Here is a 15,640-nt window from a genome sequence, read left to right on the forward strand (position 1 = left end):
TAAATAATACCCGACCAAAAAAAGACACCCCAGACTTTTCTGGAGTGTAAAAATGGAGATTCTAATAGTATTGTTCTCAAGGAACAATAGAGCTAAAGGATTGTTACATTAGGATAGCGCCTTTTGGGCTAGACCTATATCCTTATTGAATCACAGTTTTCAGAAAAGAATAAACCCTAAAAAGCAGCGATAATCCACTGGTATTACGGCATATATTATCTTTATCTGCCCTTTCTGCTCCGAAATATAACTTTAGGAATATTTTTAAAAGAATTCCCAAAAACGTTAAGCAATTCCCATCAAACTTCCATGCCCCTCCCCTCTCACCCTAAAATTTTGTATAATAAGATATTATGGTGTTTTTTACACGTGCAAACGGTGGGAGGTTTTTGAATTGGCATCGATCCCAATGAAATATGAAGAGCTGCTTCAAGCAGCGGCAGCGGATTTAAAAGCGCTACTGTGGTCGGAACGGATCGAAGATGAAAAAATCGTTCAAAAAGGCCTTCTTTTATACCGACAAGGTCTTGTCTCTAAAGCAAAGCTTGAAAATGACTTTGTCACGGCATCGGTACAGGATGTCACGAGAGTCCATGTCGAGCTCGACTTAAACTTTTTAAATTTGAGCACTTGCTCCTGTCCTACTGACGGGACGTGCCGGCATATTCTTGCTGTCTTTTTCTACGCATACTCCCAAGTCGGCAGTGTCGCAGAATGGGTGGAAGACTGGCGGCAGCCCGCTAAAGAGAAAAAATCAGCAGAAACATGGGGGCTGCAAAGAGCAAAGGACTTGTTGAAGACAGCCGGTGCTTTGCAGCCAGATTATGATTCCTGGGTATCCAGCTTTCGTGAAGACTTCGATTCCATCATGAAGGGAACGAAAAACCCTAAACCCTATTTAGTACCAGATTTATTTCAAGTCTACAGCCGTAAGCTCAAGGCGAGCGCGCCCGTGAAGCAGGAATGGAAGCAGTTATATTATATCGTCGCTGCCATCCACTCTTTTCAACAATTGCTCAACCTGAGCCGGGAGCTGGATCATCAGGAAGCAGACATTAACCGGCACTATCGGCATCTGTTTTTTTCCATTATCGATGAAATTGAAGAGCTGGTGGAAAAGTTAAGTGTGCATGCCATGCCCTTTGCGTTTGATGAGTTTATCGCAAGATTGAAGGATGATTGCATTTATTTGTTGGCAGAGGACTTTGACCTTGAATTTGAACGGACCCATCTTTATGTTGTGCTTTGGACAAAGCTTTACAAAAAGAAGGGCTGGCGTGAACAAGAAACCAAAAAACTTCAAGAGCTTTATGAACAAACACACACCGTTCCTCTTTTGCTTGGAAGCGCCCATCAGCACATCATGCTGCGGGATGACGACCGCGCATTAAAAATTTTACAGCATCTTGAAGAAGAAGCAGCACCTTATATGCTTTTCTGGCTGGAAATGTTGAAGGCTTCAAAGGATTGGAAGCGAATGGGCCCTTTTGTCGACATATTTGCGAACATGCTGCAAGGCTATATTAAGGAACTTCACGATACATATGCGCGCATGGAATTTACCCGCTGGGCATTGAAGGCTGTTTCTGTCTACTGCATTGAAAATCATAAGTTCGATTTATATGAAAAAATTCTCGTTCAAACCCTGCCGTACAGTTACCGAATTTATGACGATTTTCTTTTCGAACAAAAACAATATGATAAATGGAGTGACCTGCAAGTCTACATTGGATATGACATTTCTTCCTTATCAAACGACAAACTTAAGGCACTGCAAAAAGAAGAGCCGACGGTCCTGCTCCCGCTTTATCATCAATCAGTTCAACAGCAAATTAATTTAAAAAACCGCAGCAGTTACCGTGTAGCTGTCAAACATTTAAAGAAGCTGCGGACGATTTATAAGAAGCTCAAGCGTGAAGACGATTGGCAGCAGTTTTTATCAGTACTTTTAGAAAACACGAAACGGCTGCGAGCCTTCCAGGAAGAATGCGAAAGGGGCAAGCTGATCAATGCTTAAGTCAACATCGTTAAAAATTAATATAGAACCCTTGGAAGATGGCCAATTCTTTTTAACAGCCGAAAATGAAGACGGCTTTGATCTCAAGCCTAGCGAATGGAAGTCTCTCCTTTTCAATCGTCATGAAGCAAGCTACTATGGAACATTTGTTCAGGAGAAAAAGCTCGGTGTGGTCGTCGACGGCTGGCAGCTCGTTACGCTGCTTGCCAATGAGCAGTTTAACCGGCTCGTTGAATGGGATTGGGACGATACCGGGCAAATTTGCTTAGCCGCCGCCCATTCGATGTATGAATCGATCCAGGAAAAAGACTGGTTCCCCGACTTCGAGGCGCTCCAGCAGGATGAATTCAAATGGCGCCTCCCCCAGCGGGTGTACCATGAATTCGGCGAAAACTTCTGGGAGCAGAACGTCGAGCATGACATCCCTGTTAAAGATTTTGTAACAGGCTGGTATAACGCATCCCTGCAGGCTTTTTTTAAAAAAGAACCGCAGTGGAAAGAAAAAATCGGCAAGAAGCTCGAAGCCATTCAAAATCATTCTCTTCCTCCACGGGCACTTTCTTCTTATTTTGATGAAGAAACTTGGAGTGAATGGATTGGATTGAAGGATAGCGCCCTGCCCTTTTCGATAGGGCTGAGATTAGAAGAGCCCGCTGATATCGCTGAACCGTGGGAGCTGCGGATCTTTTTACGAGGAAAAGATGATCCTGAAGTCGTCGTTGATGTAAATGATCATAGCAATATGCCTGCGAAATGGTTTGACTTCCTTGAAGCAGTCGATCGAGAGCAGCAGCGCTGGATTGCGCTTTTTCCCTGGCTGGAAGGTAAAAATGGCGTAACAAACATACTGACGGAAAATGAAGCATGGCTATTCTTAACAGAAGGCAGTGAAACACTATTGGCGTTAGGAATTGAGATTCTTCTCCCTTCATGGTGGCTGGCGATGAAAAATGCCAATTTGAAAGTCAAAGCGAAATTGAAGGGTTCCGCCTCCAGCCATAGGCCTTCATTCGTTGGATTGCAGGCGATGCTGGATTACAACTGGCGCTTCTCGATGAATGGCGTTGAGCTTTCTGAAGAGGAGTTCTCACAGCTCGTTGAAGAAAAGCGGCGACTTGTCTATATTCGCGGCCGCTGGATTAAGCTTGATCCTGGGTTTGTTCATCAAATTCAAGAATTGATGAAACGAGCTGAAAAGGAAGGCCTGCATGTTCGCGATTTAATTCAGCAGGAATTACTTGGACCTGATGAAAATGAAGGCGATTCAGCTGAAGATCTCGGGCTGATGCGCGTGCAAATTGAACTGAATCGTCAATGGAAGCAAATGATCAAACAGCTCCGCGATATCAAATCGATTCCTGAAGCATCTGTGCCTGACAGCTTCCAAGGCGCGCTCCGCCCTTATCAAATTCAAGGGATGAGCTGGCTCTTGTTTTTACGCCAGTACGGTTTTGGGGCTGTGCTTGCCGATGATATGGGACTTGGAAAAACGATTCAATTGATCTCGTATATTCTGTCTGTGAAGGAAAAAGAAAAAAGCGGTCCTGCCCTGATTATTTGCCCTACCTCCGTTTTAGGAAACTGGCAAAAGGAGATTGAACGTTTTGCACCTGATTTGAACGTCTATCTCCACTATGGATCAAATCGTATGAAGGAAGACGCTTTTACGGAAAAAGTGTCTGAAGTTGATATCGTGCTGACCTCATTCGGGCTGACCCATCTTGATCTTGCTGAATTTGAGAGCATTGAATGGAGTTCTATTTCAATAGATGAAGCGCAAAACATTAAAAATGCGCAGACGAAGCAGTCGCGGGCGGTGCGCAAGTTAAAAGGCAAGCATCATATCGCATTAACGGGGACACCGATGGAAAACCGCTTGAGCGAATTGTGGTCGATTTTTGATTTTACCAATCACGGTTTCCTTGGCAGCCTTGGTCAATTCCAGAAAAACTATGTCGTTCCAATCGAGAAGAACGATGAAAAAGAAAAGATTGGTGAGCTGCAGGCGTTGATTCGTCCCTTCCTTTTAAGAAGGACGAAAAAGGATGAAGAGGTTGCACTAAATCTGCCTGATAAGCAGGAGCAAAAGGAATACTGTCCGCTGACGGCCGAGCAGGCGTCACTTTACGAACAGCTCGTCCGCGATACATTTGTGCAAATTGAGACATTAACAGGCCTTGAACGAAAAGGATTAATTCTGCAATTATTGAGCCGTTTGAAGCAGCTTTGCAACCACCCTGCACTGTATTTGAAAGAAGAAAAGCCGAAGCGTGTGCTGGAACGATCTGTGAAGCTTGAAAAATTGGCCGAACTAGTCGACGCCGTGCTGGAGCAAAAGGAAAGCTGCTTAATTTTTACCCAATATATTGAAATGGGTGAAATGATGCGGACGATGCTGAAGCAGAAGTTCAAAATCGAAGTTCCATTCCTGAATGGCAGTGTTCCAAAAAGCAAGCGTGATGAGATGATTACCCGTTTCCAAAACCACGAGTTCCCTGTATTCATACTGTCGTTAAAAGCAGGCGGCACCGGTTTGAATTTAACGGCGGCCAATCATGTCATCCACTATGACCGCTGGTGGAACCCCGCTGTCGAGAATCAAGCAACAGACCGTGCTTACCGCATTGGCCAAAAGCGGTTTGTCCATGTTCATAAATTCATCAGCACCGGCACACTCGAAGAAAAAATCGATGCCATGCTCGAGAAAAAACAATCGCTCAACGACGCCATCATCCAAAGCGACAGCTGGATCACCGAACTCTCCACAGACGAACTCCGCGACCTCGTCTCCCTATAAAAAAGCGGTACCTGGTACCGTCCGTGGACAGTTGTTCGATTTTGTCCGCACGGAGCGGACACACACTATATTTTACGGCACCAGGTCTTTCCTGGTGCTGTTTTTCTGTCTTGAAATAGAAAAAACGACGGTTCTAGTTTACCGTCGCTGGAAATGTGAGGTTTGGAGGATTGCTTTGATTTTTTCTACCAAGAACTTGGGGAATTGGGGGGATAATATTTAGTAAAGATCATGAATAATTATGATATAAATGATTTCTTTTCAGCAGGTTCTTTGGGGCTTTCGTTAAGTAAGATGTATTCAAGCTGCAGGATGCGCTTATGAAGCTGTTCGGCTCGTTCATTTGATTTCCCAACCATCATTATGAGCCGTTCGAGTAATATTTCGAGACTTTTGTCTCGATCGATCAGGGTCTTCAATTGGTGACCACCTCTTTTTCAGCATGTGTACTATTCGCTTTCTTGCTATCCAGAAATTTTACATTTTCGGCAATAACCTCCGTTACATAGGTTCTCTTTCCATCTTGATTATCATAATTCCTCGTTTTAATTCGTCCCGTAATGCCGATCAACGACCCCTTTTTACAATAGCGCGACGTATTTTCAGCCATTTTCCTCCACAAGGTGCACTGAACAAAATCCGCCTCAATTTCACCCTGGTGATTTCGAAAATTTCTGCTCACTGCAAGTGTTACGTTGGTTACGGCATTTCCATCTGTCGTCACCCTTAACTCAGGATCTTTCGTCAACCTTCCAACCAGTGTTACTTGATTGATCATCTTTCATCACCTCTCTCCCTTGGGATATCGTTATCATAACCGGAGATGACCATTCTCGTAAAACCGCCGAAATTAAATTTTAGCCTCTTTTCAAAGCCGAAAATCTGATTTTCCCCTAGAGAAAAATTAAACTTTTAACTTAAAATAAACCCAATACGACAAAATTCTTTTCTCTTTCCTATTTTTATCGACAATATTCGACAATGGCAAAATTTTCATTATCAGACTGGTATGGTATAATTTTATCTAGCAAATACTACTGCGGTCGGGAGGTGTAGGATGAAGACATTTAAGCTTGTTTCGTTAAAAGTGGTAAAAGAAGACGGTCTAATGGATGTCCCGCTTGAGGATGGCATAATGATTAGTAAAGAGGATGAAGAAAATTCTTGGTTAATTGAGAGTTATATTGATAAATCATTTCAGCGTTTTTTCCAGGAAGCGTATGACCAGAAGAAGGAATTGCTCATCCAAACAATCATTTCCAAATTAGATAATGATCCCGTTCTCTTCCGTGTCCACACAAGATCAGTTATTTCCTTCGAGAAGCATATTAGCATTCTGCTTCAAGGAACACTGAAAAAAATGAGAAGCAGCTATGCTGAGAACCTGTTAAGCAGTTTGATCTCAAAAGGCCTCAGCGGAGAGAATCTATTAATTGAGTTTAAAGATAAATTCTATAATCGTCCTAAGTCCAACTCAAAGGTTTAAAACAAGCGTTGAACAAGCTGCACTGCACCCGAGACACTGCATCCGCCGCAATATTTTTGACATAACAAAACTCCCGGCCCTGAAGGATGCTCGGGAGTACTTATTTATAGTCAAAAATCAGTGCAGAATACTCGATTGAAAAACGTCTTTCTTTTCTATGATCTTGATATTCAGCTGTTCAATGATATAATCAATGTCCTGATTTTTATAATCACGAAGGGGAAGCTCCTCACTGTAACATTGGTAGTACAGGATGGAAGCCAGCTTTAATTTTTCCTCACTGGCAGGCATTAGCTGTTCTACTTTTTTTTTAACTCCTGCTTTAAATCCTCAATGACAAACTTTGCTTCCGTTTTACAAGAATAATTCCGTTCTTCTCCAACTTCCTGCTGAAGTCTATCAATTTCTTGCATTTGCTCTTCTGTTGGTTCTTCCGAAAGGATTTTATCAATGGTTTCATTAATCTTATCTGCAAGCTGCTCATGAAACGCAGGATTATTTTTAACATCATCGCTAATTTTTTCATACCAAGATGAGTTATTTGTTATATAGTGCTGCCACTCACTAATAAATTTTTCAATATCAAATTTATTTTCATTCCAACGTATTTGATTCATGTATTGTTCAAATGCGGTTGAAATGGATCGTGAAATGCTAATTTTTATGCCTGGTGAAAGATCTTTAAACATTCTAGTAAAAGTACCCCCAAACTTAATCTCGACCATAAACTCCTTCTCAACATTTTCACTTTATCATAATAGCTTTCATCTGACAAATAAAACTAGGTAAATTCAAAATTCGACCGTTCTTCATTCGCCATTAAAAAAGCCGCGCTCATGGTTCGCGATTACTCTATTTAGAGCTGATTTTTCAATTAGTCCAGGCAGATGCCCTCTCTAACTTTCTGTAATTTGTTTCGTAAAAATAAGGACAGGTCACCCTGTCCTATTTATTGCTATGACATTATCGGGCAGTGAAACCACCTTTAGAGATTTCACATTATTTATCTTGATTATTCTCGTCTTCCATATCATTTTGATCTTCCAGCATATCTTCGCCTTGCTCATTATTATCTTCGAGCATATCGCCGCCGCCAGTTTGATCCTCTGTTTGGTTCATATCCATATCGCCATTTCCGTTCTCTCCAGTTGTGCCAGCTCCGTTATCGCCATTTGTACCAGCACCGTTGTTGTCATTAACGTCGCCGTTATTTGGAGTCTCCACATTCACATCTTCTTCTGGAGGCGGATCCTGATCATTCCCAGCACAGCCAGCCAGTACCATCGCTGTCAATAAAGTACCTCCAAGGAGTGCTAAAAGCTTTTTCTTCATAAGTATAAGCTCCTTTCATATTTTATTGATTCTGGACCTAATATGTATCGGTCTGTTGTTATGTTGCCCAAAAGCGATAATTATTTGCATATTTTTTCAAAAAATTTTTTTGCAAATAAAAACACCCGGCACAACACGTACCAGGTGGATCCTTTGCTATTCTTTTTTCTCTCCAAGACCAAACATAATTTCCGCTTCTACCGCGACTTCTCCATCTACCGTTGCCACCGCTTTCCCTTTTCCAAAAGAACCGCGCACACGAGTCATTTCTACCTCTAAGCGGAGCTGGTCGCCCGGTACTACCTGTCTTTTCATCCGGCAATTATCAATTCCAGCAAAAAACGCAAGTCTTCCTCGGTTTTCTTCCTTTTTTAAAATTGCCACAGCGCCCACTTGTGCTAACGCCTCCACAATCAATACTCCCGGCATCACCGGGTACTCTGGGAAATGACCGTTGAAAAATTCTTCATTCGCTGAAACATTCTTAATGCCGACAGCTCTTTTGCCTTCTTCTACTTCTAAAATTCGATCCACAAGCAAAAACGGGTAGCGGTGCGGAATAATATCTTTAATTTCGTTAATATCAAGCATATGTAATTAGTACCTCCTACTAACACTAGGTTTTATCTTATTTTATAGGCTAAACCTGGAACATGCAAGCTTTGCCTTTCCCTTACAAACAAATAGAGAGCCTCAATCGGCTCTCTCATTTTACTTAATCAGTCAGTCTTTCAATCGTCTTTGCCAGCAATAATGTACGTTCCGGCAGCGTATCTATTTCTAAATACTCTCTTTCACTATGTGCATTCCCGCCAACAGGGCCTAGACCGTCAATTGTTGCCACACCTGATGCAGATGTGAAGGAAGCGTCTCCCCCGCCGCCAGTTGCGGTATCGCGGACACTAATTCCAATCTCTTTTCCTACATCCTGAATGATCTGCAGCAAAGACTCTGTTTGTTCATTATATTCCATTGGAGGACGGCTGATATCTCCCTCTAGGAAAATTTTCGTCCCATCGACTTCCGTTTTTGAACAGATTTCATGAATCTTTTCTTTTAAATATTCAGCCTGCTCCATTTCAGAAATGCGGATATCAACATGCGCAACCGCACTGGCAGATACGGTATTCACAGAAGATCCGCCTTCAATTAACCCAACATTCACGCTGATTCCTTTTTCATGATCGGTTAAGGAATGCAATTGAATAATTTTAAAAGCTAGCTCTTCAATGGCACTGCGCCCTTTTTCCGGTTCGATCCCAGAATGCGCTGCTTTCCCTTTTACAATCAGCGTATAACGGCCGCCGCCGCGTCTTGCAGAAACCAATGAGCCATCCTTTCTCGCCGGTTCCATGACAAGCGCATACTCTTTCCCCTGTGAAAGTTGTTCGATTAACGGACGAGATGTCACCGATCCGATTTCTTCATCGCCATTTAAAATGATTTGCACATTTTTAATCGCTTCTGACCCGTTCTGCTCCAGCGCTTTAATCGCATAAAGCAGCTCTACCAAGCTCGATTTCATATCGACTACGCCTGGTCCATAGGCGCGGTTGCCTTCGATGCGAAATGGACGCTCTGCCACCGTTCCTTTTGGAAAAACCGTGTCCATATGAGCCACTAAAATAATTTTTGGATCCTTGGCATCTCGATGCTGAATCACCAAATTGTTGCCATTCTCATTCTCTTCTTTCACGTCAACGACAAAACCTAATTCTTCATACTTTTCCTTTAAAATACTGCCTACTTCATCAATGCCTTCTTTCACATATGAGCCGCTATCAATATTTACCAGCCTCTCAATTAGTTGGAGCATTTCATCTTTTTTCCCCTGTATAAAGTCTTCCATTTTCGCATCTCCCTATTTTTATTTGTCTAGTAAGATACCGTGGCCTTCCTCTAACGGAAAATGACAAGCCACAAAATGATCTTGTTGTTCTTCCACTAGTTTAGGTTCTTCTATTTTACATCTTTCCTGCGCATATGGACATCTCGGATGAAAACGACATCCTGATGGCGGATTAGCAGGACTTGGCATATCACCTTCAATGATAATACGATTCTTTTTATCACGAAGAGTTGGATCTGGTATAGGTACCGCAGACAGCAATCCTTCTGTATAGGGGTGCAATGGCTGATCAAACAGTTTTTCCTTTGTCGTTATTTCAACGATTTTCCCTAAATACATCACGGCAATGCGATCGCTTATATGTTTTACGGCCGGCAGCCCATGGGCGATAAAAATATAAGTAAGATTAAATTCTTTTTGCAGCTTTGCCATTAAATTAAGAATTTGTGATTGAATCGAAACATCCAGCGCAGACACTGGTTCATCACAAATAATCAGTTTCGGTTTTAAAGCAAGTGCTCTCGCAATGCCGATTCTCTGGCGCTGACCGCCGCTGAACTCGTGCGGATAGCGTCTCGCATATGAGCGGTCCAATCCAACAACATCCATCAATTCGTATACCTGATTTTCTAACTCTTTTCCCTTTGCCACATGATGAGTTTTTAACGGTTCGGCAATGATATCGAATACTCTCATTCTTGGATTTAAAGAAGAGAACGGATCTTGGAAAATCATTTGAATTTCTGCTCGTTTTCTGCGCAGCTTTTCACCTGAAAGCTTTCCTAAATCGACGCCTTCAAAAATAATTTCACCTTCTGTTTTATCCAGCAATTGCATAATCAAGTTTCCAGTCGTTGATTTACCGCAGCCTGATTCCCCAACAATCCCAAGAGTTTCTCCTGGTTTTACAAAAAAATCAATATTATCAACAGCTCGTACAAAGGATTTTCTTTTCTTAAAAAGCCCTTCAGACACATCAAAATATTTTTTTAATCCTCTTACTTCTAATAGATATTCAGTTTGAACGTTTTTGCTATCTTCTTTCATTAATTGTTCCATTAAATGGCCACCTCTCCTTCTTCATGAAGCCAGCAGCGTACTTGGTGGTTTGGAGAAACTTCCGTTAGTTCGGGTGTTTCCGAGAAACATTTTTCTGTTGCGTAAGGACAGCGAGTGTTAAAACGGCAGCCAACCGGAATGGACCCCGGCGGAGGAACTGTTCCTTCAATAGACTGAAGCTCTTCCTTCAGTTCATGAATCTTCGGTGTACTATCAAGCAGCCCTTTTGTGTAAGGATGTTTTGGATCTTTAAACAATGTATATACATCGGTATGCTCCACCACTTGGCCAGCGTACATCACAATGACCTTATCAACCATTTCCGCCACTACTCCTAAATCATGGGTAATTAACATGATAGAAGTATCATTTTCACGCGAAAGGTTCCTCATTAACTCTAGTATTTGTGCTTGAATTGTTACATCCAATGCAGTTGTTGGCTCATCAGCAATTAATAGTTTCGGATTACAAGAGAGAGCCATGGCAATCATCACGCGCTGCCGCATTCCACCGCTTAATAAATGCGGATGTGAGGAATAAATTTTCTCTGCCCTTGGAATCCCAACCTTTTTCAACATCTCAATCGCAATCTTCTTCGCTTCTTCTTTGCTGGCTTTTTGATGAAGCCGAATGGACTCAGAAATTTGGTTTCCTACCGTAAACAACGGGTTTAAGGAAGTTAATGGTTCTTGGAAAATCATCGCAATTTCATTGCCGCGTAATTTTCGCATCTCCCGCTTCGATATTTTCGTAATATCTTTACCTTCAAAAAGAATTTCTCCGCCAGCAACTTTCCCTGGGGACCCGACCAACCCCATAATGGATAGTGATGTTACACTTTTTCCACTTCCAGATTCACCAACAATCGCAATTGTCTCGCCTTTTTTAATATCAAAAGTTACTCCATCAACAGATGGGATGACGCCGTTTTCTGTATAAAAATATGTCTTTAAATCTTTCACTTCTAAAATTGTATCTGTAGTCATCAGCCAACCTCCTCTTATCGCCCGTTATTCGCTCTTGGATCCAGTACATCCCGCAGCCAGTCACCCAAAAAGATGATTCCGAGTACTGTAATCGTGATCGCAAGTCCTGGGAATGTCGCCAGCCACCAGCTTGTTGCAATATAATCTCTTCCGTCACTTAAAATGCCTCCCCAAGAGATTGTTGGCGGTTGAATCCCTAAACCTAAGAAGCTTAGTGAAGCCTCTAAAATGATGGTTGTTGCTACGCTTAACGTTGAAATAACGATAAAAGGCGAGATAACATTCGGAAGCAGATGCCGAAGAATAATTTGGTTATCCCGAACACCGATTGATTTTGCTGCTTTTACGAATTCTCTTTCCTTTATGGATAATACCTCTCCGCGGACAAGCCGTGCGTATTGAACCCAGTTGGTAATCCCTAAGACAACGATTAACGTTGGAACACTTGGACCAAAAATACTTAAAATAACAAGTGCAAATAGAATAGTAGGGATCGCTAGAAATGAATCCACCAGCCGCATGAGAATATTATCGATAATTCCGCCATAGTACCCAGCTACTAACCCAACAAAGACACCGATTACCCCTGCTAATACTACAGCAGAGATCCCAACAGCCAGTGATATTTGCGAACCGAAGATAATTCTGCTCAAAATATCTCGTCCTAAATTATCGGTACCAAGGATATAATCAGCGCTGCCGCCATCCATCCAAACAGGTGGCTTCAGCATCATGGCTGGATTGATTTGATTTGGATCATGCGGTGCCAGTTGTTTCGCGAAAATGGAGATCAGAATGACCGTTAGTACAATGATTAAGCCTACGGTTCCTGTTTTACTTTTGAGCAGCAGCCGGAACCAGCGTTTGAACGCACTAGGACTTTTCGATATGGGAGTTGCAACAGGCCCAGTGCCTGTTGTTGTTTGTGGATTTGCCGCCATCTTTGTCCCTCCTTCTTAGTTGTATTTGATTCGTGGATCTAATACTTTATAAATGATATCCGCCAGCAGGTTCATGAGGATGACAATAAATGCAATGACAAAAACGCTTGCTTGCACGATCGCCATATCTCTCGTGTTAACTGCTTGAATTAAAAGCTGACCAAGTCCTGGCCAAGAAAAGACGGTTTCCGTAATTAATGTACCGCCTACTACGGTCGAAGTTTGCAGAGCCGTTATCGTTACTACTGGAATTAGGGCGTTTCGAAAGGCATGTTTGTTAATAACAAAGAAATCTCTAATTCCCTTACTTCTTGCCGTTCTAATATAATCCTGGTTAAGGATTTCTAGCATACTTGACCTTATTAATCTCGTCATTTCTGCGGCAATTCCGGTTCCTAACGTAATAGCCGGCAGAATCAAGTGCATGAATGTTCCTCTTCCCGAAACAGGGAACCAGCCAAATGTTACGGAGAATAGTAAAATCAACATAATCCCGAGCCAAAAGTTCGGCATCGCTTTCCAAAGTACTGACCCTCCTGTAGCAAGCAGATCAACTGGTGAATTTTGCTTTGTAGCAGACCAAATACCAAGAGGAATGGCAATGACAATTGCAATCACCATTGCTGCGATTGCTAATTCAATTGTCGCTGGGAGTCGTTCAAGAACGATTGGAAGGGCACTTTCGTTGTAGCGGAAAGATTCTCCGAAGTCGAGTGTGAACAAGCCTGCCATGTATGTCAGATATTGAATATGAAACGGTTCATTTAAACCTAGAGACTCTCGAAGCTGTTCAATATCTTCTTGACTAGCATCCTCTGGCAGCATTAATGCAACAGGATCTCCTGCAACAAACACAAGACAAAATACTATGAAAGATATAATGAAAAGCACTGGAATAATCTGTAGAAGTCGACGTACTAAAAACTTTCCCATTATCTCACCTCGATTGGATGAAAAAGGACTAAGGATCACTCCCTAGTCCTTTTTCGAATGTAAGTTTATTTTCTTGTCATGGATGGTGCATACAGCATTTCATCTGGAGTTGGTACGAAATTAATACGGTCGCTTACACCGAGATTAATTTTTTCCTGATGAAGCATAATGTGTGGAACTTCTTCAGCAGCGATTTCTTGAATTTCTTGAATTTGCGCTGCACGTTCTTCTTGATTCATATTAACAGCAGACGCTGCCAACAATTCTTCGATTCTATCATTCTTATAATCTGTATGTCCTTCAAATCGAGCAGCACGGTACCAGTCAACAGAATAAGCTCCATCAAACATTGAGTTTCCAAGACCGATTAAGTAAGCTTCCTTATTTTCATTTGCTGCACGCATTTCAACGAAGTTACTCCATTCTAAGAATTCAACATTCACTTTGATATTAATAGCTGATAGCATACCAGCGATCATTTCAGCCACTTCAGCATCTTGCAGGTAACGGCCGCGTGGAGATTGAAGCGTCATTTCAAAGCCATCCTCGAAACCTGCTTCAGCCATTAGCTGTTTTGCTTTTTCAAGATCATAGTTGAATTTGTTAAATAAATCTTCAGCAGCCCCAAAGTTACCAGGACCTACACGAGTAAGGGTTGGCACTGCGCCGCCCTTTAGAACATTTTCAGTGATAGCGCCATTGTCAATCGCAAAATCAATCGCTTGACGTACACGAACATCTGATGTTGGAAGACCTTCCGTTGAACGAAGGATCAACATAACGACACGGTTTGAGTTTTCTTGAACGACTGATGTACCTTCATTGCTATTAATACGATCCCAGTCAGCAGGTGGAACGTTAACAGCAATGTCAACACCGCCTGTTAATAATTCAGAAACACGCGTAGAATTTTCAGGGATAATACGGAATACTAGCTCATCCCATTCTTCTACTTTTCCATCATAGTAGTTATCATATGGTGTAAAGACGATGCGATCGTCGCGAACCCACTCTTTAAATTGGTATGGACCCGTTCCAACTGGGTTCGCTAAGAAATGATCCCAGCCATTTTCTTCAATATACTTGCTTGGTAAAATACCTGAACCTAGACGGGAAAGTCTGTGGAATAAAGACGGTTCTGGAGCATGTGTAACGACTTTAAATGTAAGTTCATCAATAATTTGTACTTCTTTAATTTGCTTGTAGTTTGGATATTCTTGAAGTTTGTCATCTGTTGCGACTCTTTCAAGCGTAAATTTAACGTCAGCTGAAGTCAGCGGATCTCCATTGTGGAAAGTAACGCCTTCTTTCAACTTCATTTCAACTGTTAAATCATCAATCTGCGTGAATTCCTGTACTAGTTCTGGATGAATTTCACCAGATGCGTCTTTCTTAAATAAGTAATTGAACATATTAACATGAACGGCTTCAGTTGAAGTATTGTTATGATCATGTATGTCAAATGTAACCATATCTGTTCCTAAAGCAATTGTTAATGTTTTGCTGTCAGCATTTGTTGATGCCTTCCCTTCACCCTCAGCAGGAGCTTCAGATGTTTCCTCACTGCCAGAGCAGCCTACTAGCATGAAAGCAACCATTGCCATCATTAAAAATCCCCAAAATGACTTTTTTCTCATTGATATCCTCCTAATACAAAAAGTTTAAAATTTATTATTGAAGTAAAGCTTTTCGTCCCCCTCTCAATAATAATTAAATATTAATATTGTTAATCTTCTGTTAATAAATTTAACAAAATATTAATATTCGCTTATTTAAGACAATTCTAAATAATTATTCTGTAAAAATCAATTAAATTTTTATAATTTTTTAAAGATAGTTAATATTAGTACATTAACGCTTTAAAGACATAGATTTCATGAAAAAGTGAAACAAAAAAATCAGAGCCTCATGACTCTGATTTTTCCCTTAAAATTCATTATTCTTTTTCTATCAAATCAAGCATATGCGTCCATGTTGATTTTTTAAAAACGTCCTTCGCTTCTCCATCTCCAATAACACTATAACCAAACACTGCTCCGACTATGACACTGACGGCAAGCAATAATGCAACCAATATTACACGAAGCCAAATCGGAATAAGACGTACACGCACAATTCTACGCTGCTTTGTCGCCGGTTTTTCCTGCTTTTGCTGTTTTTTGACCTTTTCCTTTTTATACTTTTCTCGTGCTCCGGTTACTTCCTGGTTATTTTTGTTCAAAGCCATTTTAATTCCCCTT

The 15,640-nt window shown here is 41.5% G+C and carries 15 protein-coding genes; 3 read left to right on the forward strand and 12 right to left on the reverse strand.

Going from position 1 to position 15,640, the window contains the following annotated elements:
• Window positions 1-394 precede the first annotated feature (394 nt).
• Window positions 395-2,017, forward strand: a complete 1,623-nt coding sequence (locus CZ487_RS24715) for an SWIM zinc finger family protein (protein WP_237562943.1) — start codon at window positions 395-397, stop codon at window positions 2,015-2,017.
• The gene (locus CZ487_RS24720; protein WP_077215017.1) at window positions 2,010-4,814 is read left to right on the forward strand and encodes a DEAD/DEAH box helicase; all 2,805 of its coding nucleotides are present in this window, start codon (window positions 2,010-2,012) and stop codon (window positions 4,812-4,814) included. Before CZ487_RS24715 ends, CZ487_RS24720 begins: the two co-directional genes overlap by 8 nt.
• A gap of 239 nt (window positions 4,815-5,053) precedes the next feature.
• On the opposite strand, the gene CZ487_RS24725 is transcribed toward CZ487_RS24720, so the two are convergent.
• Complete coding sequence (locus CZ487_RS24725) at window positions 5,054-5,233, reverse strand: hypothetical protein (RefSeq protein WP_077215018.1); 180 nt, start codon at window positions 5,231-5,233, stop codon at window positions 5,054-5,056.
• Window positions 5,230-5,592, reverse strand: coding sequence for a single-stranded DNA-binding protein (ssb, locus tag CZ487_RS24730; RefSeq protein ID WP_077215019.1), 363 nt, complete (start codon window positions 5,590-5,592; stop codon window positions 5,230-5,232). Before ssb ends, CZ487_RS24725 begins: the two co-directional genes overlap by 4 nt.
• Window positions 5,593-5,871: 279 nt before the next feature.
• Here ssb and CZ487_RS24735 point away from each other — a divergent pair, with 279 nt between their 5' ends.
• A complete protein-coding gene (locus CZ487_RS24735) occupies window positions 5,872-6,300 on the forward strand; it encodes a YwpF family protein (RefSeq protein WP_077215020.1) in 429 nt (142 codons plus the stop codon).
• Window positions 6,301-6,599: 299 nt separating this feature from the next.
• Here CZ487_RS24735 and CZ487_RS24740 read toward each other — a convergent pair whose 3' ends face one another.
• The 10 genes from CZ487_RS24740 to CZ487_RS24785 form a co-directional block, all read right to left on the reverse strand.
• Window positions 6,600-7,025, reverse strand: a complete 426-nt coding sequence (locus tag CZ487_RS24740) for a hypothetical protein (RefSeq protein ID WP_237562944.1) — start codon at window positions 7,023-7,025, stop codon at window positions 6,600-6,602.
• A 274-nt stretch (window positions 7,026-7,299) separates the two neighbouring features.
• Window positions 7,300-7,632, reverse strand: coding sequence for a hypothetical protein (locus tag CZ487_RS24745; RefSeq protein WP_077215021.1), 333 nt, complete (start codon window positions 7,630-7,632; stop codon window positions 7,300-7,302).
• A gap of 156 nt (window positions 7,633-7,788) precedes the next feature.
• Window positions 7,789-8,223: a 3-hydroxyacyl-ACP dehydratase FabZ gene (gene fabZ / locus CZ487_RS24750; RefSeq protein ID WP_077215022.1), complete on the reverse strand. Its 435-nt coding sequence runs from the start codon at window positions 8,221-8,223 to the stop codon at window positions 7,789-7,791.
• Window positions 8,224-8,347: 124 nt separating this feature from the next.
• Complete coding sequence (locus CZ487_RS24755) at window positions 8,348-9,481, reverse strand: M20 family metallopeptidase (protein WP_077215023.1); 1,134 nt, start codon at window positions 9,479-9,481, stop codon at window positions 8,348-8,350.
• 18 nt (window positions 9,482-9,499) lie between these two features.
• Window positions 9,500-10,540, reverse strand: coding sequence for an ABC transporter ATP-binding protein (locus CZ487_RS24760; protein WP_077215024.1), 1,041 nt, complete (start codon window positions 10,538-10,540; stop codon window positions 9,500-9,502).
• Window positions 10,540-11,526 (reverse strand): ABC transporter ATP-binding protein, encoded by a 987-nt coding sequence (locus CZ487_RS24765; protein WP_077215025.1) that lies wholly within the window; start codon window positions 11,524-11,526, stop codon window positions 10,540-10,542. Before CZ487_RS24765 ends, CZ487_RS24760 begins: the two co-directional genes overlap by 1 nt.
• A 14-nt stretch (window positions 11,527-11,540) precedes the next feature.
• Window positions 11,541-12,467, reverse strand: coding sequence for an ABC transporter permease (locus CZ487_RS24770; RefSeq protein ID WP_077215026.1), 927 nt, complete (start codon window positions 12,465-12,467; stop codon window positions 11,541-11,543).
• A 15-nt stretch (window positions 12,468-12,482) separates the two neighbouring features.
• Window positions 12,483-13,400, reverse strand: coding sequence for an ABC transporter permease (locus tag CZ487_RS24775; protein ID WP_077215027.1), 918 nt, complete (start codon window positions 13,398-13,400; stop codon window positions 12,483-12,485).
• A gap of 65 nt (window positions 13,401-13,465) precedes the next feature.
• Window positions 13,466-15,037, reverse strand: coding sequence for an ABC transporter substrate-binding protein (locus CZ487_RS24780; RefSeq protein WP_077215028.1), 1,572 nt, complete (start codon window positions 15,035-15,037; stop codon window positions 13,466-13,468).
• 299 nt (window positions 15,038-15,336) lie between these two features.
• Window positions 15,337-15,627 (reverse strand): DNA-directed RNA polymerase subunit beta, encoded by a 291-nt coding sequence (locus CZ487_RS24785; RefSeq protein ID WP_077215457.1) that lies wholly within the window; start codon window positions 15,625-15,627, stop codon window positions 15,337-15,339.
• Window positions 15,628-15,640 lie beyond the last annotated feature (13 nt).

This window comes from Robertmurraya dakarensis (assembly GCF_900156875.1).
Lineage (GTDB): Bacteria > Bacillota > Bacilli > Bacillales > Cytobacillaceae > Robertmurraya > Robertmurraya dakarensis.